The 17,860-nt window shown below is 43.1% G+C and carries 16 protein-coding genes and 9 tRNA genes; 14 read left to right on the top strand and 11 right to left on the bottom strand.

All coding sequences use genetic code 11. The features are described 5' to 3' along the window. The first annotated feature begins 7 nt into the window (after window positions 1–7). The gene (cysA, locus tag ABLA76_RS08680; protein WP_348987612.1) at window positions 8–1,096 is read left to right on the top strand and encodes a sulfate/thiosulfate ABC transporter ATP-binding protein CysA; all 1,089 of its coding nucleotides are present in this window, start codon (window positions 8–10) and stop codon (window positions 1,094–1,096) included. Between the two features lie 132 nt (window positions 1,097–1,228). Continuing rightward, a complete protein-coding gene (gene cysM, locus ABLA76_RS08675) occupies window positions 1,229–2,110 on the top strand; it encodes a cysteine synthase CysM (protein ID WP_348987611.1) in 882 nt (293 codons plus the stop codon). Window positions 2,111–2,259: 149 nt separating this feature from the next. Here cysM and crr read toward each other — a convergent pair whose 3' ends face one another. The 5 genes from crr to cysZ form a co-directional block, all read right to left on the bottom strand. After that, a complete protein-coding gene (crr, locus tag ABLA76_RS08670; protein ID WP_047767273.1) occupies window positions 2,260–2,769 on the bottom strand; it encodes a PTS glucose transporter subunit IIA in 510 nt (169 codons plus the stop codon). A gap of 45 nt (window positions 2,770–2,814) precedes the next feature. Further along, window positions 2,815–4,542 carry a phosphoenolpyruvate-protein phosphotransferase PtsI gene (ptsI, locus tag ABLA76_RS08665; protein ID WP_348987610.1) on the bottom strand — a complete coding sequence of 576 codons (1,728 nt, stop codon included), beginning with the start codon at window positions 4,540–4,542 and terminating at the stop codon, window positions 2,815–2,817. Between the two features lie 125 nt (window positions 4,543–4,667). Next, entirely contained in the window at window positions 4,668–4,925 is a 258-nt protein-coding gene (gene ptsH, locus ABLA76_RS08660) for a phosphocarrier protein Hpr (protein ID WP_047767271.1), read from the bottom strand. Window positions 4,926–5,356: 431 nt separating this feature from the next. Continuing rightward, a complete protein-coding gene (cysK, locus tag ABLA76_RS08655) occupies window positions 5,357–6,310 on the bottom strand; it encodes a cysteine synthase A (RefSeq protein WP_348987609.1) in 954 nt (317 codons plus the stop codon). 235 nt (window positions 6,311–6,545) lie between these two features. Then, a complete protein-coding gene (gene cysZ, locus ABLA76_RS08650) occupies window positions 6,546–7,322 on the bottom strand; it encodes a sulfate transporter CysZ (RefSeq protein WP_348987608.1) in 777 nt (258 codons plus the stop codon). 220 nt (window positions 7,323–7,542) lie between these two features. Between cysZ and zipA the strand changes: the two genes are divergently transcribed. The 4 genes from zipA (at window position 7,543) to ABLA76_RS08630 (ending at window position 12,229) form a co-directional block, all read left to right on the top strand. Further along, window positions 7,543–8,472, top strand: coding sequence for a cell division protein ZipA (gene zipA, locus ABLA76_RS08645; protein WP_348987607.1), 930 nt, complete (start codon window positions 7,543–7,545; stop codon window positions 8,470–8,472). 61 nt (window positions 8,473–8,533) lie between these two features. After that, a complete protein-coding gene (gene ligA, locus ABLA76_RS08640; protein WP_348987606.1) occupies window positions 8,534–10,552 on the top strand; it encodes an NAD-dependent DNA ligase LigA in 2,019 nt (672 codons plus the stop codon). A gap of 176 nt (window positions 10,553–10,728) precedes the next feature. After that, window positions 10,729–11,919, top strand: coding sequence for a nucleoside transporter C-terminal domain-containing protein (locus ABLA76_RS08635; protein WP_348987659.1), 1,191 nt, complete (start codon window positions 10,729–10,731; stop codon window positions 11,917–11,919). A gap of 94 nt (window positions 11,920–12,013) precedes the next feature. After that, a complete protein-coding gene (locus ABLA76_RS08630) occupies window positions 12,014–12,229 on the top strand; it encodes a DUF3820 family protein (protein ID WP_348987658.1) in 216 nt (71 codons plus the stop codon). Between the two features lie 30 nt (window positions 12,230–12,259). Here ABLA76_RS08630 and ABLA76_RS08625 read toward each other — a convergent pair. From ABLA76_RS08625 to gltX, 3 genes are all read right to left on the bottom strand, one after another. Then, window positions 12,260–12,335: transfer RNA gene (locus tag ABLA76_RS08625), tRNA-Ala, on the bottom strand. Between the two features lie 66 nt (window positions 12,336–12,401). Then, window positions 12,402–12,477: transfer RNA gene (locus tag ABLA76_RS08620), tRNA-Ala, on the bottom strand. 201 nt (window positions 12,478–12,678) lie between these two features. Continuing rightward, entirely contained in the window at window positions 12,679–14,094 is a 1,416-nt protein-coding gene (gltX, locus tag ABLA76_RS08615) for a glutamate--tRNA ligase (RefSeq protein ID WP_348987605.1), read from the bottom strand. A 269-nt stretch (window positions 14,095–14,363) separates the two neighbouring features. Between gltX and ABLA76_RS08610 the strand changes: the two genes are divergently transcribed. From ABLA76_RS08610 to ABLA76_RS08575, 8 genes are all read left to right on the top strand, one after another. Further along, window positions 14,364–14,439, top strand: a tRNA-Val gene (locus tag ABLA76_RS08610). Between the two features lie 34 nt (window positions 14,440–14,473). Beyond that, a tRNA-Val gene (locus ABLA76_RS08605) sits at window positions 14,474–14,549 on the top strand. 45 nt (window positions 14,550–14,594) lie between these two features. Beyond that, window positions 14,595–14,670 (top strand) — tRNA-Val (locus ABLA76_RS08600). 46 nt (window positions 14,671–14,716) lie between these two features. After that, window positions 14,717–14,792: transfer RNA gene (locus tag ABLA76_RS08595), tRNA-Lys, on the top strand. Between the two features lie 30 nt (window positions 14,793–14,822). Beyond that, window positions 14,823–14,898: transfer RNA gene (locus tag ABLA76_RS08590), tRNA-Lys, on the top strand. Window positions 14,899–14,928: 30 nt separating this feature from the next. Beyond that, window positions 14,929–15,004: transfer RNA gene (locus tag ABLA76_RS08585), tRNA-Lys, on the top strand. Window positions 15,005–15,026: 22 nt separating this feature from the next. Beyond that, window positions 15,027–15,102 (top strand) — tRNA-Val (locus ABLA76_RS08580). A 139-nt stretch (window positions 15,103–15,241) separates the two neighbouring features. Then, window positions 15,242–15,406, top strand: a complete 165-nt coding sequence (locus tag ABLA76_RS08575) for a hypothetical protein (RefSeq protein WP_348987604.1) — start codon at window positions 15,242–15,244, stop codon at window positions 15,404–15,406. 16 nt (window positions 15,407–15,422) lie between these two features. On the opposite strand, the gene ABLA76_RS08570 is transcribed toward ABLA76_RS08575, so the two are convergent. The 3 genes from ABLA76_RS08570 to ABLA76_RS08560 all read right to left on the bottom strand — a co-directional run. Next, entirely contained in the window at window positions 15,423–15,794 is a 372-nt protein-coding gene (locus ABLA76_RS08570; protein ID WP_348987657.1) for a YkgJ family cysteine cluster protein, read from the bottom strand. Window positions 15,795–15,969: 175 nt separating this feature from the next. After that, window positions 15,970–16,917: a glycosyltransferase family 9 protein gene (locus ABLA76_RS08565; protein WP_348987603.1), complete on the bottom strand. Its 948-nt coding sequence runs from the start codon at window positions 16,915–16,917 to the stop codon at window positions 15,970–15,972. Window positions 16,918–17,617: 700 nt separating this feature from the next. Further along, window positions 17,618–17,860: transposase (locus ABLA76_RS08560; RefSeq protein ID WP_348987602.1), on the bottom strand; the 243-nt coding region annotated here is incomplete at its 5' end.

Genomic DNA, 17,860 nt, shown 5'->3' with positions numbered 1-17,860 from the left:
GCGGGATATGAGTATTGAAATCAATCAAATCAGTAAATCTTTTGGTCTATCTCAGATACTGAATGACATTTCACTGGATATCGAATCTGGAGAGATGATCGCCCTGCTTGGTCCATCGGGTTCTGGCAAGACGACATTGTTGAGGATCATCGCAGGGCTGGAGCAGCAGAGTGCGGGCCAATTGAAATTCCACGGCCAGGATGTCAGCCGGCTACATGCAAAAGATCGGCGTGTTGGGTTTGTATTCCAGCACTATGCCTTATTTCGCCATATGACGGTATTTGATAACGTGGCTTTTGGCCTGACGGTTCTTGCTCGCCGTCAGCGTCCCAGTGCTGAGGCGTTGCGTAGTAAGGTCATGGCATTGCTGGATATGGTGCAACTTGCCCATTTGGCAGAACGTTATCCGTCGCAACTTTCTGGTGGACAAAAACAGCGTGTAGCATTAGCAAGGGCATTGGCGGTTGAGCCACAGATCCTCTTATTGGATGAGCCTTTTGGTGCATTAGATGCTCAGGTTCGCATGGAGTTGCGTCGTTGGTTGCGCCAGTTGCATGAAGAATTGAAGTTTACCAGCGTATTTGTTACCCATGATCAGGAAGAGGCAATGGAGGTGGCTGACAGGGTGGTACTTATGAATCAAGGGCGCATTGAACAGGTTGGTACTCCCCAGCAAGTATGGCATGAACCGGAGAGCCGATTCGTGCTTGAATTTATGGGAGAAATAAACAAACTGAATGGTGAAATTAAAGGTTCCCAACTCCGTATTGGCGGGAAAATTTTTCCATTGAATATCACACCGCTGCATCAAGGACGTGTTGATGTTTTTTTCCGGCCCTGGGATATGATGCTGAGTGCCAGGCAAACACCTGCTTGCCCTTTGCCGGTACAAATCGTGGAAGTCAGCCCTCGCGGTCATTTTTTCCTGTTATCAGTGCAGCCGATAGGGTGGGGTGATGAATACCTGTCGGTGATTTGGCAGGATAATTCATCCATACCCGTTAGAGGAAATCACTATTTTATTGGGGGCACGGGTGCCCGCTTGTATGCGGGGAATTTACCCTTAAAAGTGTTGAGATTTGCTGAATCAGCCTGATTTAATTTACCTTTATATTGAATCCCTATTTTCCGTCATGCAAGGAAGCAGGGATTTTTTGCTTAATGTCTTGCTACAGTTTCCTTAATATGATTATTTGCTTATCCATTCTCATACGAACTAGGTAATGCTGTGGCAAGCTTGGAAGAATTTATAGGTAATACACCGCTGGTAAAATTACAGCGAATGACAGAAGGCATTGACGCTGAGATTTGGGTGAAGCTGGAAGGTAATAACCCGGCGGGTTCCGTAAAAGACAGGGCTGCGCTTTCGATGATCCTGCAAGCGGAATTGCGTGGGGAAATCGTCCCGGGTGATGTTTTGATTGAAGCAACGAGTGGTAATACCGGTATTGCACTGGCGATGATCGCGGCGGTAAAAGGATATCGCCTAAAATTATTGATGCCTGAAAATATGAGCGTTGAGAGACAGGCATCAATGCGGGCTTACGGTGCTGAGTTAATTTTAGTCAGTAAAGAATTGGGAATGGAGGGTGCGCGGGATTTGGCACAAGAAATGGAGAAAAATGGGGAAGGAAAAGTTCTGGACCAATTTAATAATACGGATAATTCACTGGCTCATTTTAATACGACTGGCCCGGAAATTTGGCAGCAAACACAGGGGCGGATCACGCACTTTGTTTCCAGTATGGGAACGACAGGCACGATTACGGGGGTAAGCCGCTATTTGAAATCTCAGTCAGACAGAGTGAACGTTACCGGATTACAACCTGCGGAAGATAGTCATATTCCTGGTATTCGTCGTTGGACTCCAGCGTATATGCCCGGAATTTACCAGAAAGCGCTGGTGGATCAGGTCCTGGATATCACCCAAACGGAAGCGGAAGAGACTATGCGTTTGTTGGCGCAAAAGGAAGGTATTTTCTGTGGTGTCAGTTCTGGTGGGGCAGTCTCTGGGGCATTACGTATTGCCGCCGAAAACCCTGGTGCCGTCATTGTCGCGATTATTTGTGATCGTGGTGACAGGTACTTGTCTACAGGGGTATTTAATTAACCTTTTATCATCCGTAAAAAATCGTCCTGTTTTATCAGACACCCTGAACTGACTAGCCTGATAAAGCAGTGACGATTTACGAACAGTTCATCAATTAAAATGAATCGGTTAACAGAAAAAGAGGCACATATCCCGCAATGATTTTTCTGTTACTTTTTGATTCGCATGATGACTGACTCACCTACGACTACGGAGCCATTTACTTTCGTTAACTCTTTAATTTCATCCATGTTAGAAATAACCACAGGAGTTAAGGTTGATTTAGCTCTTTCTTCCAGAAATGCCAGATCAAACTCTAAAACCAAATCCCCTTTTTGTACCCGTTGACCTTCTTCGGCAATGCGTTTAAAACCTTCACCTTTCAGTTCAACGGTATCAATGCCAAAATGGACGAACAGCTCAATGCCACTATCAGATTCGATAGAAAAAGCATGATTAGTTTCGAAGATCTTACCAATGGTGCCATCAACAGGAGCGACAATTTTATTGCCGGTTGGTTTAATCGCGATACCATCACCGACGATTTTTTCGGCAAAAACAACATCTGGAACATCTTCGATGTTGACTATCTCACCTGACAATGGCGCGATAATTTCAATACTGCCACTATTTTTTTTATCGTCTGAAACCAGAGATTTCAATTTATCAAGCAGACCCATGAATCTTCTCCTAATTGTTTAATGGGACCGTATTCTGGCTAATTTTTAGCAGAGTGTTTTTTCTCTGGTAAAGGTGTCAACCAAATCCATCAATTCCTTTGCTGTTGGCTGAGTCAAGGCCTGCTCTGCCAGTGCTTTTGCATCATCATAATTAGTATTACGGATGATCTTTTTAATGCGTGGAATTGATATTGCACTCATGCTGAACTCATCCAACCCCATGCCCAGGAGCAACAGCGTGGCGCGTTCATCACCGGCAAGCTCTCCACACATGCCTGTCCATTTACCTTCGGCGTGTGAGGCATCAATAACCTGCTTGATTAAGCTCAGCACGGCTGGTGACATTGGGTTGTAGAGATGAGAAATCAGCTCATTACCACGGTCTACCGCAAGAGTATACTGAGTTAGATCGTTTGTCCCAATACTAAAAAAGTCAACCTCTTTTGCAAGATGATGAGCCATGGTTGCAGCAGCAGGCGTTTCCACCATGATGCCTACTTCAATCGATTCATCAAATGCTTTGTTTTCATTGCGTAATTGCTCTTTGAGTAACGTAAGCTCAACTTTCAATTCCCGAATTTCTTCAACTGAAATAATCATTGGGAACATAATGCGCAGTTTACCAAATGCAGAAGCTCTCAGGATAGCACGTAATTGAGAATGTAAGATCTCTTTACGGTCAAGGCAAATACGGATCGCGCGCCAGCCAAGGAATGGGTTCTCTTCTTTTGGCAGATTCATGTAAGGTAAGTCTTTATCGCCACCAATATCCATTGTACGAATAATGACGGCTTGATTACCAACAGCTTCTGCAACTGCTTTATAAGCTTCAAACTGTTCGTTTTCGGTTGGCAGAGAATCACGATCCATAAACAGAAATTCAGTACGGTATAAACCAATACCTTCGGCACCATTGCGTTCAGCGCCAGCAATGTCACGCACCGTACCGATATTGGCGCAAACCTCAACTTGGTGACCATCCAATGTGATGGCAGGTAAGTCTTTCAGCTTCGCCAGTTCGGTTTTTTCTGTCAGATACTCACTTTTCGCCGTTTTCAGTTTCTCGATTTCAGTATCAGATGGGTTCACATAAATGTGATTATTGACGGCATCCAGAATCAGGTAGCTGCCATTTTGGATTTGCTTGGTTGCATTGGTTGTGCCAACAATCGCCGGTAATTCCAGAGAGCGGGCCATAATGGAAGTGTGAGACGTTCGGCCTCCAAGGTCAGTGATGAAACCTAATACCTTGTCCAGATTAAGTTGTGCGGTTTCTGACGGGGTCAGGTCACTGGCAACCAAGATGACTTCTTCTTCAATGGAACCTAAGTCGATAATTGGCATATCCAGAATATTTCTCAGTAAGCGCTTACCAATATCACGGACATCGGCGGCTCGCTCTTTCAAATATTCATCATCCAGTTCTTCCAGCGCATTGGCCTGATCTTCAATAACGGAATGAACGGCTGCATCTGCTGTTAACAGATTTTTTTTAATCAGTGTAATAATTTCCTGCTCTAGCTCTTCATCTTCCAGCAACATAATATGGCCTTCGAAGATTTCAGCCTTTTCTGCACCCAGATTTTTTTCGGCTGTTTCTCTAATGATCTCTAATTGTGCGGAAGATTTGTCACGGCCTTGCTTAAAGCGGGAAATTTCTTGTTCAACTTGTTCAGGAATAATTTTTTTATGATTGATAATGATGGGATCTTCTTTCAGTAATAACGCTTTACCGAAAGCAATGCCTGGTGATACTAAAATACCTGAAATCATATTATATGACCTTGACTGCGGGTGATTACCTTTCATTAAGACTTAGGGAAGACCCTAAATATCCCCAGATTTTATTGGCCTGGGGATAAACTGAATGGAATAGATTGGCTTAATTGAACGGACGATTATTCCAATTCACCCATTAATTTAACTAAATGTTCAACAGCCTGTTGTTCATCTTCGCCTTCAGCAGAAATCGTTACGACTGTACCTTGAGTCAATCCCAGCGTTTGTAATTTGAACAGGCTTTTTGCGCTGGCAGACTTGCCTCCAGAAGTCAGAGTAATGTCCGAAGCAAAGCCTTTTGCTTCTTTGACAAATTGTGCCGCAGGGCGAGTGTGGAGGCCATTGGGTGCAGTAATAGTAACTTCTTGCTGGAACATAGTATTTCCTCAATAACTTAAATATTCGTTGATAAGCCACAGAGAATTCCATTGGATATAGCTGAATACTCTGTGGCTTATACGACCGTTAAAATGATAATGAAGTAAAGTGTATTCCCTTCGTTTTTCAAGTTATTGCGTGGCTAATTTTAACTTGAAATTTAGTGGGATTATAATAATCATTATCAAAAAATTAACATACTTGATGTACTCAATTGTTGATTTGGTGTTAATACACGCTATTCGAAGAATGCTTTAATTGAATAACGTCTGGTTGGCGATTAATTTCGTGCATCAAAATAATTACTGGTTAAATACTAAAGCTACCTGAATAAATCATCTAGGAAAGTTTTAAACTTTGATCTGATGCACAAAAAAGCACCCTGGAGGTGCCTTTTTGTCAATGTAGTGAAAAATTCTAAGTATAATTTTTACTCACTGAGTAAGTCAGCAAACAGGGCTGTACTGAGATAACGTTCAGCTGATGAAGGCAAAATCACCACGATGTTTTTGTCTTTGTAGGCTTCTTCTTGCGCTATTTTGACAGCCGCTGCAACAGCGGCCCCTGAAGAAATACCGGCAAGAATTCCTTCTTTTTCAGTAACTTCTCGTGCAACTTGCATCGCTTCTTCATTGCTGATTTTAAATACACGGTCAACTAATGTTAAATCTAAGTTATCAGGAATGAAACCAGCACCAATTCCCTGAATTTTATGTGGGCCTGGTTTAAGTTCTTCACCCGCCAATTTTTGGCTGATAACAGGTGAACTTTCGGGTTCTACCGCAACGATAGTAGCGTGTTTGCCCCGCGTATTTTTTAAGTAACGGGCAACACCCGTGATTGTGCCGCCAGTTCCTACGCCAGCAACAAAAACGTCTACATTACCATCGGTATCTTCCCAAATTTCAGGGCCAGTGGTTTTTTCATGAATTTCCGGGTTGGCAGGATTACTGAATTGTTGCAGAAGGATATAACGGTCAGGATTGCTGTCACGGATTTCGTTGGCTTTCTCAATCGCGCCTTTCATGCCTTTTGCACCTTCGGTCAGCACCAAATTTGCGCCGAGTACTTTCAGTAATTTACGTCGTTCAAGGCTCATTGTTTCAGGCATGGTCAGTGTCAGCTTATAACCACGAGCAGCGGCAACATAGGCAAGTGCAATCCCTGTATTACCACTGGTTGGCTCGATAAGTTCTTTATCTTTGGTCAGAATGCCACGTTTTTCAGCATCCCAAATCATATTGGCACCAATGCGGCATTTGACACTAAAACTGGGGTTACGGGATTCTACTTTTGCCAAAATGCGGCCATTTGCGAAATTTTTTAAACGTACTAGCGGAGTGTGACCAATAGTCAACGAATTATCTTCATAAATTTTGCTCATTGTTCGATTGCCCCTAACATACCGTAAATACTGATTAACCATACGCTAACATCCTATTTATGGAAATAAGGTTTCAGTCTATTCTTATTATATAAAAGAATAATTGATGGTCATTTTATATTCTTCTGATTATTTAAGATTGGCATGAATTTTTAAACAAAGCCCCCTGATATGCTTATAATTTGTCGGGGCTTTGTGGGATGCAGTAGGCAGAAGTAGTCAACAGACGACTAAATTAGTTTGCTGATGTGCGATTCAGGGCATGTTGAGCATGGTAGCGATCAACCCACATCGCAGTGGCTCCACAAACCGCAACGGGCATGATAAACAGGTTCACAAGCGGGATCATAGTCAGAATGCTGACCGCTGCGCCGAATTGCAGGTTCTTTATTTTATTTTGGCGTAACGTATTACGCATGGTGGTAAAACTGACTTTATGGTTATCAAACGGATAATCACAATATTGGATTGTCAGCATCCAGGCACTGAAAATAAACCAAAGGAGGGGAGCGACGGTTTGGCCTATTCCTGGAATGAAGTAAAGTAACAGTAGGATAAATGCACGCGGAATATAGTAAAGAATTTTCACGCCTTCGCGTTTCAAAATACGGGGCGTGTCTTTGAGTAAGTCAATAACGCCAGTATCAGGTGTCGGAATTCCTGTTAAGTCAGCCTCCAGTTTTTCTGCCAGCAAGCCGTTGAATGGTGAAGCGATAAAATTCGCCAGTGTACTGAAAAAATAAGTAAAAAACAGCAGGATAGAGATAACTGCAATTGGCCAAATTAAATAGCTTAACCATTGCATCCAGTCTGGTATTTTATCGAGAGTCCATTGTATCCAGTCACCCAGTTTATGGTATAGCCACCAAAATGAACCCCCCAGCAATAAGATGTTAGCCAATAAAGGTAATAAAACGAATCTCTTAATGCCAGGACGGGTTATTAGTTGCCAACCTTGGGCAATATAGTGAAATCCACTCGCATATTTTGGCAATTTTGTCGAATTCGTCATATTTTCTTATTCTCTCTTAGATGATTGAGACGGTATGATATAGGCAGGGTTTTCTACTGACCAGTCGTTTTATGAGTAAAAAACATCCGAAAAAACAGAGAAATTCTCTCATTATGGTAAGAAAAGTATGTAGAGACTTGCACTTGTCCTATTTGACAAATACTCTTATCTAAAGAATATTCCGCCGTGATGGCAATTAATTTAAACAACAGAGATAGCAATGATGCAGGATTTGCGTCTGATATTAATCGTTGTTGGTGCGATAGCCATAATAGCTTTGCTATTACATGGGTTGTGGACCAGCCGTAAAGAGCGTTCATCACTCTTTCGTGATCGCCCAGTTAAACGTCATAAACAGGGGCATCAGGAGGAGCAAAAGGATGATGATGGCGATGAACAGTTTGATAATATGCCAAAATCGAATGTTCAGGAGTCGGCCAAACCGCAGACTGAACATCGGGCAGAGCCGGTTATCGAACGTCATGCGTCTGAATCGTCGGCCATAGTGCCTGATGATGGTACTGACCCTTTACTTGCCAGGCATCAATCTGATGCTTCTACAGTCAAGGTGAAAGATGTCGATGATCAACAGGAAGAACCACAACTTGGCTTGTTTGATCCGGTTGAACCCGTTGCATCGAAAGAGGCCAGGGTAGCAGACTCTGACATCGTGGAAGGGCAGCCAAAAGCAGCGAAAAATGAAGCACAGTCTAAATCTGAACAGACTAAAAAAGAGACCGTGTTGGTGTTGCATGTGGCCGCTCATCATGGGCAGGAGCTGAATGGTGAAGTACTGTTCCAAAGCGTTTTACAGGCAGGCTTCCGGTTTGGTGAGATGAATATTTTTCATCGCCATCTAAACCCATCGGGTAGCGGTGCTGTGTTATTCAGTTTAGCTAACATGGTAAAACCTGGTTCGTTTGACCCAGACCAAATGGTCGATTTCACTACTCCTGGTGTTTCCATATTTATGCTTGTGCCTTCATATGGTGATTCCCATCAGAATTTTAAACTGATGCTACAGGCGGCACAGCGCATCGCTGCTGATGTGGGAGGTATAGTTCTGGATGGTGAGCGCAAATTGCTGACACCACAGATGATCGAACTCTATAAGGCACGTATCCGTGATACGCTCAATGTCAGTGAATAACCCCTCTTTTTTAGTATCAAGCCCCCGCTAGTCGGGGGTTTTTCATCTCTGGTGGTAAGTCATGGAAAATATTATCCAAAAAATCAATGAATTAAAAACAACATTACGTCATCACGAATATTTGTATCATGTTATGGATGCGCCAGAGATCCCTGATGCAGAATATGATCGTCTGATGAGAGAATTAAAAGCGCTGGAAGAGCAGCATCCAGAACAGGTGACTGCGGATTCTCCTACCCAGCGAGTGGGAGCAGCACCGTTAACGGCGTTTGAGCAGGTACGCCATGAGATCCCTATGTTGTCTCTGGACAACGTATTTGATGAAGAGAGCTACCTGGCATTTGACAAACGGGTTCGTGATCGTCTGAAAGATGGCCGGGATTTGGTGTTTTGTTGTGAGCTAAAACTTGATGGTTTGGCGGTCAGTTTGCTGTATGAAAATGGGGAATTGGTACAAGCTGCGACTCGTGGCGATGGGACAACGGGGGAGAATATTACCGCCAACGTCCGTACTATTTGTGCCATTCCTTTGCGTTTGAAAGGGGATAATATTCCCGCCCGCGTCGAAATCCGTGGTGAAGTCTTTATGAAACAAGCCGGGTTTGAAAGATTCAACGAAGAAGCGCGTCGTACAGGAAATAAAGTCTTCGCCAATCCCCGCAATGCGGCGGCTGGATCATTGCGCCAGCTCGACCCCCGCATTACTGCCAGGCGTCCACTGACTTTCTATTGCTATGGGGTTGGTGTGCTGGAAGGCGGAGAGTTACCAGCAAGTCACTATGAACGCCTGATGCAATTCAAGCGGTGGGGACTGCCTGTCAATGACAACGTGAAGTTATGCCAGGGCACTCAACGGGTGATGGATTTTTACCGTGACATTGAGCAGAAGCGGCCGACACTAGGCTTTGATATTGATGGAATTGTCGTCAAGGTTGATTCCCTCGAATTACAGGAAAAGTTGGGCTTTGTTGCCCGAGCGCCACGTTGGGCGACGGCTTTCAAGTTTCCGGCTCAAGAGCAGATGACTGTCATCCGTGATGTCGAGTTTCAGGTAGGGCGTACTGGCGCCATTACGCCGGTTGCTCGTCTGGAGCCTGTATTGGTGGCAGGTGTTACGGTGAGTAATGCCACGCTGCATAATGCAGATGAAATTGAACGTCTGGGACTGCGTATTGGTGATACGGTGATTATTCGTCGTGCCGGAGATGTTATCCCGCAAGTCGTGGGCGTTGTTTATGAAAACAGGCCAGCAGAAACTCAGGAAGTGATTTTTCCCGTACATTGTCCGGTTTGTGGCTCCGATATAGAGCGTGTCGAAGGTGAAGCAGTCGCTCGTTGTACAGGAGGCTTGTTCTGCGCAGCGCAGCGCAAAGAGGCACTGAAACATTTTGTTTCCCGTCGTGCTATGGATGTTGATGGCATGGGCGAAAAAATTATTGAGCAGCTTGTGGATAAAGAGTACGTCAAAACGCCAGCTGAACTTTTCCGACTGACAGCCGGGAAATTAACAGGTCTTGAGCGAATGGGACCTAAATCTGCGCAAAATATCATTAATGCCTTGGAGAAAGCGAAGAAAACCACTTTTGCACGCTTTATTTACTCTTTGGGTATTCGTGAAGTTGGCGAAGCGACAGCCGCCAACCTGGTTGCCCATTTTGGCACGTTAGAAAAATTACGTGCAGCGGACATGGAGGCACTGATTGCGGTGCAAGATGTGGGAAGTGTTGTTGCCCGCCATGTTGTGAATTTCTTTAATGAGCCACACAATCAGGTGGTGATTGATGATCTGGTTAACAATATTGGTATTCATTGGGAATCGACTGAAAGCCTGAACTTTGATGAAGTCGATAGTCCATTTGCTGGCAAGACAGTCGTATTGACGGGTTCACTGAACCGTTTATCCCGAGACGAAGCTAAAGATAAGCTGACAGCTTTAGGCGCAAAAGTGACAGGAAGCGTGTCTAAGAAAACAGATCTGGTTATTGCAGGTGAAGCTGCGGGTTCCAAATTAGCTAAGGCTAATGAGCTGGGAATTTACGTTATTGATGAAGAGGAAATGCTCCGTTTATTAGGTGAATAATATGTCTTCTATTTAGGGAGGCGATTATTAAAGTGTGATCGAGTTAGCTAAATAGAGACATATAACCACCTAAATAGTAAATTGGTGTGACAGTAATCAAGATTTACTATTATGTGTTGCATAAAATACAGATGTAAATTTGCACAGAATCGTGTTTGGAGTTCTTCTTTATGGCTATATCTCATGTTTTACATTTTTTACTCGCATTAGTGGTCATTGGCGGCCTGGCAGTTTTGGCAAGTAATAACCGGAAGGATATTAAGATTCGTTATATTATTCAGTTGCTGATAATCGAACTCTTTCTGGCCTGGTTCTTCCTGAATTCTAACGTCGGTTTGAGAGTCGTTAAAGGATTTGACGATTTATTTGTCCATCTATTGTCTTATGCAGCGAAAGGGACCAGTTTTGTTTTTGGTGGCATGATAGAAGCGAATCTGGCTTTTTTCTTCCTGAATGTATTGTGTCCTATCATTTTTATCTCCGCCCTGATTGGTATTTTGCAACACATCAAAGTACTACCCATTGTCATTCGTGTAATAGGTACAGTGCTGTCTAAAATTAACGGCATGGGTAAACTGGAATCATTTAATGCGGTCAGTTCATTGATTCTGGGGCAATCAGAGAATTTTATTGCTTATAAAAATGTGCTGGGCAAAATGTCTGAGCGCCGGATGTATACGATGGCGGCAACGGCAATGTCTACCGTATCTATGGCTATCGTCGGTGCTTACATGACGATGCTGGATGCAAAATATGTGGTTGCGGCACTGATCCTCAACATGTTCAGCACTTTTATCATCTTATCTCTCATCAATCCTTACTCTGTTGAGAATGAAGAAGATATCCATATGAGCAACCTCCACGAAGGGCAAAGTTTCTTTGAAATGCTGGGCGATTATATTCTGGCGGGTTTCAAAGTTGCTTTGATTGTCACTGCGATGTTGATTGGTTTTATTGCCTTGATTGCAGGAATTAATGCAATTTTCCATCTGGTATTTGGTATTACTTTCCAGGAGTGTATGGGATATGTGTTTTATCCGTTTGCATGGATCATTGGTATTCCAAGTGATGAAGCGCTGAAAGTCGGCAGTATCATGGCAACCAAGTTAGTTTCTAACGAATTTGTGGCGATGCAGAGCCTGCAAGGGATGTCTGCTCAACTAAGTGAACATTCGAAAGGTATTCTGTCCGTATTTTTGGTTTCTTTCGCTAACTTCAGTTCCATTGGGATTATTTCTGGCGCTGTGAAAGGGCTGGATGAACAACAAGGTAATGCTGTTGCGCGCTTTGGCTTGAAATTGCTGTTTGGTTCAACGCTGGTGAGTTTCCTGTCCGCAGCAATTACCGGACTGATTTTGAGCGTCTAATCTGTTTCATTGGATTTGATAAAAAACAATCGAAAGTGGCATCCTGGCAGATGCCACTTTTTTATATTCATAATGAGATAATAAGGCTGATATGATGAACAAAGAAAACTTGTTGGCAATAGCCAATACAGCTATGCCATTTGGTAAATACAAAGGGCGAATGCTAATTGATTTGCCGGAAGAGTATTTACTTTGGTTTGCCCGCAAGGGGGAGTTCCCACAGGGAAAACTGGGAAAGTTGATGGAAATGACGCTTGCAATAAAAATTGAAGGATTGGACGGGTTGGTAAAACCGTTGAAAAATCCCTGAAAACTTGCGTCTTCAGGGATTTCAGAATCTTGGTGGAGCTAAGCGGGATCGAACCGCTGACCTCTTGCATGCCATGCAAGCGCTCTCCCAGCTGAGCTATAGCCCCACAAATGGGGTTCAGGTTTTGAATACCAGATACCGGTTACTCTGATGAATAAGTAAGATAAGTATTTGGTGGAGCTAAGCGGGATCGAACCGCTGACCTCTTGCATGCCATGCAAGCGCTCTCCCAGCTGAGCTATAGCCCCAAATCAAAATCCTGTAGAACGGGGCGAATCATATGAAAACCGGAGAACTCTGTCAATGAATTCATTAATCTTCTCCGTGTAAGCGCTGAAAAAGCCGCCAATGACCCGTTTTGAGGACAAAAATCAAGGCACTGTAATAAGTTGAGTGCCTTGATTATTCACGCTACGTTATGACGTAACATCGGTAAATGATTATTTATTTTATTGCGCTTCACGCTGGGCAATATAAGCCAGAGCCTGATCAATACGAGCTAATGAACGTGCCTGGTTAACTGCATGGATTGTTACATCAACGCTTGGAGACTGACCCGCACCTGTAACAGCAACACGCAGTGGCATACCGACTTTACCCATGCCAACGTCCAGTTCGTCAGCCGTCGCCTGAATAGCGTGATGGATATTCTCAGGGGTCCATTCGGTAATAGCGGCCAGTTTCGCCCGGGCAACGTCTAATGGCTGGCGAGCAACCGGGCGCAGATGTTTTTTCGCCGCATCTGCATCAAATTCGGCAAATTCTTCATAGAAATAACGGCAAGATTCAGCCATTTCTTTCAGCGTCTTACAGCGCTCACCTAACAGTTTGATCAAATCAACCAGTTCTGGACCCGTGCGAGTATCAATACCTTGCTGTTCAATATGCCAGGCTAAATGTACAGCAACTTTTTCTGCTGGCAGGGTATTGATGTAGTGATGGTTCAACCATTGCAGTTTTTCCGTATTGAATGCACTGGCAGATTTACTGATGGCATCAAGGCTGAACAGTGCAGTCATCTCTTCAATGCTGAAAATTTCCTGATCGCCATGTGACCAGCCCAGACGAACCAGATAGTTCAACAGGGCTTCTGGCAGATAACCATCATCACGGTATTGCATTACGCTGACAGCGCCGTGGCGCTTGGACAGTTTTTTACCATCGTCGCCGAGGATCATAGAAACATGGGCATATTCCGGGACAGGTGCGCCAAGCGCTTTCAGGATATTGATCTGACGTGGGGTATTGTTGATATGATCTTCACCACGAATAACATGGGTAATTTCCATATCCCAATCATCAATGACCACACAGAAGTTATAAGTTGGTGAGCCGTCGGTACGGCGAATGATCAAATCGTCCAGCTCCTGGTTACTGAATTCAATCGGGCCACGAATGCTGTCATTAAAAACGACAGATCCTTCTTGTGGGTTGCGGAAACGTACAACATGTGGCTCATCGTGACTGTGCTGGCACTCGCTATCACAGCATTTTCCGTCATAACGTGGTTTTTCACCATTAGCCATCTGAGTTTCACGCAATTGTTCCAAACGCTCTTTAGAGCAATAGCAGCGGTAAGCAGTACCTTGCTCTAACATTTCGTCAATAACCTGGTTATAACGGTCGAAACGTTTGGTCTGGTAATAAGGGCCTTCATCCCAATTCAGATTTAACCAGTTCATCCCGTCCATAATTGCATCGATGGCTTCTTGGGTAGAACGTTCCAGATCGGTATCTTCGATGCGAAGAACAAATTCCCCTTTATTGTGGCGACTGTATAACCAGGAATAAAGAGCAGTACGCGCACCACCAACATGCAGATAGCCAGTAGGACTTGGTGCAAAACGGGTTTTAATTTTACTCATCAGGAATTGCCTTAATTACGTTTCTCTTTATTAGAGAGCGTGTTGGATGATTGAAGTAACAACAGTGGGGGTTATTTTATCACTGCACTTCAATTCCTCAATGGCGTTAACGGCAGGTTATTGAGAAAAGCTAAAATAACCCATCTGAATGATACCATAACGTGATTACAATTATTTCATTCTGTTTAATTTTACGACGAACGATTGTTTTAGTGATAAAAAGCGTTGACTCACTTCGAACTATCCCTATAATGCGACTCCATCACGACGGGCGATTAGCTCAGTTGGTAGAGCATCTCCCTTACAAGGAGGGGGTCATCAGTTCGAATCTGGTATCGCCCACCATATTTCTCGTAGTGATAAAAATGATTTTATGATTGGGCGATTAGCTCAGTTGGTAGAGCATCTCCCTTACAAGGAGGGGGTCATCAGTTCGAATCTGGTATCGCCCACCAATCATAAATCAGTGGTATTGATGTCGTTAATAGTCATCGTGAAGTGGGCGATTAGCTCAGTTGGTAGAGCATCTCCCTTACAAGGAGGGGGTCATCAGTTCGAATCTGGTATCGCCCACCACTTCATCGGGTTGTTTCGTCTCCAGTATCACATTGATATTTAGAATGGGTCGTTAGCTCAGTCGGTAGAGCAGTTGACTTTTAATCAATTGGTCGCAGGTTCGAATCCTGCACGACCCACCATTCAAATATCAAAATCAAAATTATCTAATTGGGTCGTTAGCTCAGTCGGTAGAGCAGTTGACTTTTAATCAATTGGTCGCAGGTTCGAATCCTGCACGACCCACCATTTAGATATCAAAATCAGAATTACCTAATTGGGTCGTTAGCTCAGTCGGTAGAGCAGTTGACTTTTAATCAATTGGTCGCAGGTTCGAATCCTGCACGACCCACCATTTAGGTAGCAGGATATGAAGTGGGCGATTAGCTCAGTTGGTAGAGCATCTCCCTTACAAGGAGGGGGTCATCAGTTCGAATCTGGTATCGCCCACCACTTCCATCAGGCACTACACGATAAACCCGCCAAACCCGCCACGAAAATTCCTGACCCGGTACTCATCGCGGATATCCAAAATTTTCCCGATGATTATCAATGAAAAAGCGCAAAACGCTTGGATGTTTCGCAGTCGGCTATGCATTACGCCCTGAAACGACAGCGCTGTTTTGGTACACACGACGGGCACGCTAAAGGCCGTATTAACGTCATTGGGGCTATTCTCGAAAAAACCCTCGTCACCTTAAGTTTATTTACGGGGAACATTCATAATGCCGGTATTTTTCATGCGTGGATGACGTAAATCAAACGAGTATCAACTATGTTTGAGGTTTTGGCAAAGGGGGAAGGTCATAAGCAGCTCTGGCACGATCACAACTTTCATTATAATCTCCCGTTTCCCAGGCTTGGGGAAATTCTCTGCAAGGGGAGGGCCTTTTATCATAAATAGAACAGGAAACCGACTTACCAATTTCACCACATAAATTGATACATCGAGGGTGAGGTTCATTGGTGCCTTTCATATAGCGTCTGAAATCATTTAATTTTTCGGTCATAGATACGGGAACTGTGCCGCCACCATCCTCAGCTTCAGCCCAATAAAATGAAACACGAAAATACGCACAGCAAGCTCCGCAATTAATACAGGGATTGTCTTGTAACTTGGATTGAGATATTAACGTTTTACTCATACCCGATGTCACTATCTGATGTTTAAGACCTATACTTAGGTAAAATAACCTTTCCGCAAAAAGCCCGTTTTCCAATGGAAATCGAGCCCCCTTAAAAATAAATTATGTTGCCAAATTATGTCTATTTTCAAGATAAATTTATATCTTTTGGATACAATTGAAATTATTTAATAGTTTACTCTTTTAGCAAAGAAAATATCGCTGGGTAAACTTTACCTAAATCAATATTGTTGACATTTTCAGGGTCATACAATGTGATGGTTGTATCTTTTGCAGCCAGTGGTGCCCAATTTTCCGGTCTTGTTACACCATAAAAGGCAACAAGCTTTTTCTGTAGCGCGGCGGCTAAATGACAAATACCACCATCACCGACAACAATGAGTGTCATGCTGTTCAATAAAGTTAAAAAAGAATCCAGAGAATCGGATACTACAACTTCACTATTTTTTCCTATACGTGATTTTAAATCTTCAGCTAAAGGGGTGTCATGCTTATATGAAGAAATAAAAAATTTTGTATCTGGGTAATTTTCCAGGATTTTATTTGCAATTAAAGTGAGGCGTTCATTATTAATAAGACTGTGTTTTCTACTGTTAGATATAGAAAATAAAACCATGGGAGTCTGCTGTTCAGTAGATTGAAAAGTATTTTTAAATTCGATATAAGGAAAAGTCTCAGGAGATAATTTACTCTCATTAGGTGAAAATGTACGTAATACTTTTAATGCCTGATGGTAACCATTGACTTGCTCCTGCTTCACTGGATAGTTAACTAACTTTGCATGCCAGTGCTTATCTGTAACAACAGCATAGCGTCTTTTAGCCCCTAATAGCCATAAGAATAGATTATTTAGCTTCATAGGTGTAGGTTTGGCTGATATAGCAATCTCAAAATTTTTTCGACGAAATGCTAATGCAGTTTTGATAATAGATAGGTATTTATTGCCTCTAGGGAGGATGTGGATCTTGATTTCAGGGCACAAATAATAAGCGAGTTCAGTATTGCCAGAATCTATAAATAAGTTGATCTCTGCGTTGGGGTAAGTTTTTTGTAAAAACTTTATTAATGGCTGAGTACAAATGAGATCACCCAGTCCATTTCGACGTAGTATGGCTATTTTCATAGGGTATTGTCAGAATTAAAACTTCTACCATTTAAAGTTGATTTCATTATAGCTAAATTAAGACCATTCTTTAACATCACTGAGCAAACTCCTCACACATAGTCGAGACTATACCAATCCAACTTCAAGATGCGTGTTATATTTCCCCGCTGCGCGGGGAAATATAAGGCCTTGCGTCGTATTGCGAATTACAACTTGAAGTTTATCGAGTATACAGGCTATTTGATCCACAAAATCAATGCGGCGATTGATTTTGAATGTATTTGTGATGCCGTTGCCGTAAAAACACTCAAGTTTGTTAATTTTTTAATTCCTTTAACTACAGTTCCTGACTACCTTTAAATAAAAGAACGAATAAGCAGAATGAAAGATCAAGCTTGTGACTAGATATCAATGAGTTACCACTTAAGCCCTAATTTGGGCTTTGCACTGTTAAAAGGTGTTGTGATTTCCTCTATACCCAAGATGGGATATCACAATTTGTGATGGTCAAAATCTTGACCATCTACAGCAACCATTGGGATTTGAACGCCATTTTAACCCTTTGATATGCCATAATTCCTGCTCAGAACCGGAATACCTGTACTATGCAGGAAATTAACTCAAAGGGTTATCTGAATACAGCTTAGGAGAAAAGTTTGATCTCTGGGTTGGGTTTTACCAGTACGTTTGCTTTTACGCTGTATGGCTGGCTTAGAGCTTATTCAGTATTTTTTCTACGCAACAGCACGACAAGGAATGCTAGATTGACGAACTGAAGGCGGGTATTCAAATGCTTCTCACCGTTCTTCCACAATCGTCGACATTTTTCCAGCCAACCAAATGAACATTCGACGACCCACCGCTTGGGTATCACCTTGAAAATATGGAGTTCACTGCGTTTGGCTATTTCGACCGTCGCGCCCAATATATGATGCACACTCTCCGCGAAGGTTTCTCCGGT

Source organism: Xenorhabdus sp. SGI240 (genome assembly GCF_040081915.1).
Taxonomy (GTDB): domain Bacteria; phylum Pseudomonadota; class Gammaproteobacteria; order Enterobacterales; family Enterobacteriaceae; genus Xenorhabdus; species Xenorhabdus bakwenae.
The sequence above is the reverse complement of the archived record's forward strand: the minus strand, read 5'-3'. Positions and strand labels throughout refer to the sequence as shown.

Coding starts and splice junctions, on each gene's coding strand:
- cysZ (WP_348987608.1), bottom strand. CDS start 7,322: ATGACGAATTCGACAAAATTGCCAAAATATGCGAGTGGATTTCACTAT.
- ptsH (WP_047767271.1), bottom strand. CDS start 4,925: ATGTTCCAGCAAGAAGTTACTATTACTGCACCCAATGGCCTCCACACT.
- cysA (WP_348987612.1), top strand. CDS start 8: ATGAGTATTGAAATCAATCAAATCAGTAAATCTTTTGGTCTATCTCAG.
- ptsI (WP_348987610.1), bottom strand. CDS start 4,542: ATGATTTCAGGTATTTTAGTATCACCAGGCATTGCTTTCGGTAAAGCG.
- ABLA76_RS08630 (WP_348987658.1), top strand. CDS start 12,014: ATGAACAAAGAAAACTTGTTGGCAATAGCCAATACAGCTATGCCATTT.
- gltX (WP_348987605.1), bottom strand. CDS start 14,094: ATGAGTAAAATTAAAACCCGTTTTGCACCAAGTCCTACTGGCTATCTG.
- crr (WP_047767273.1), bottom strand. CDS start 2,769: ATGGGTCTGCTTGATAAATTGAAATCTCTGGTTTCAGACGATAAAAAA.
- ABLA76_RS08575 (WP_348987604.1), top strand. CDS start 15,242: ATGCATTACGCCCTGAAACGACAGCGCTGTTTTGGTACACACGACGGG.
- cysK (WP_348987609.1), bottom strand. CDS start 6,310: ATGAGCAAAATTTATGAAGATAATTCGTTGACTATTGGTCACACTCCG.
- ABLA76_RS08570 (WP_348987657.1), bottom strand. CDS start 15,794: ATGAGTAAAACGTTAATATCTCAATCCAAGTTACAAGACAATCCCTGT.
- ABLA76_RS08565 (WP_348987603.1), bottom strand. CDS start 16,917: ATGAAAATAGCCATACTACGTCGAAATGGACTGGGTGATCTCATTTGT.
- ligA (WP_348987606.1), top strand. CDS start 8,534: ATGGAAAATATTATCCAAAAAATCAATGAATTAAAAACAACATTACGT.
- zipA (WP_348987607.1), top strand. CDS start 7,543: ATGATGCAGGATTTGCGTCTGATATTAATCGTTGTTGGTGCGATAGCC.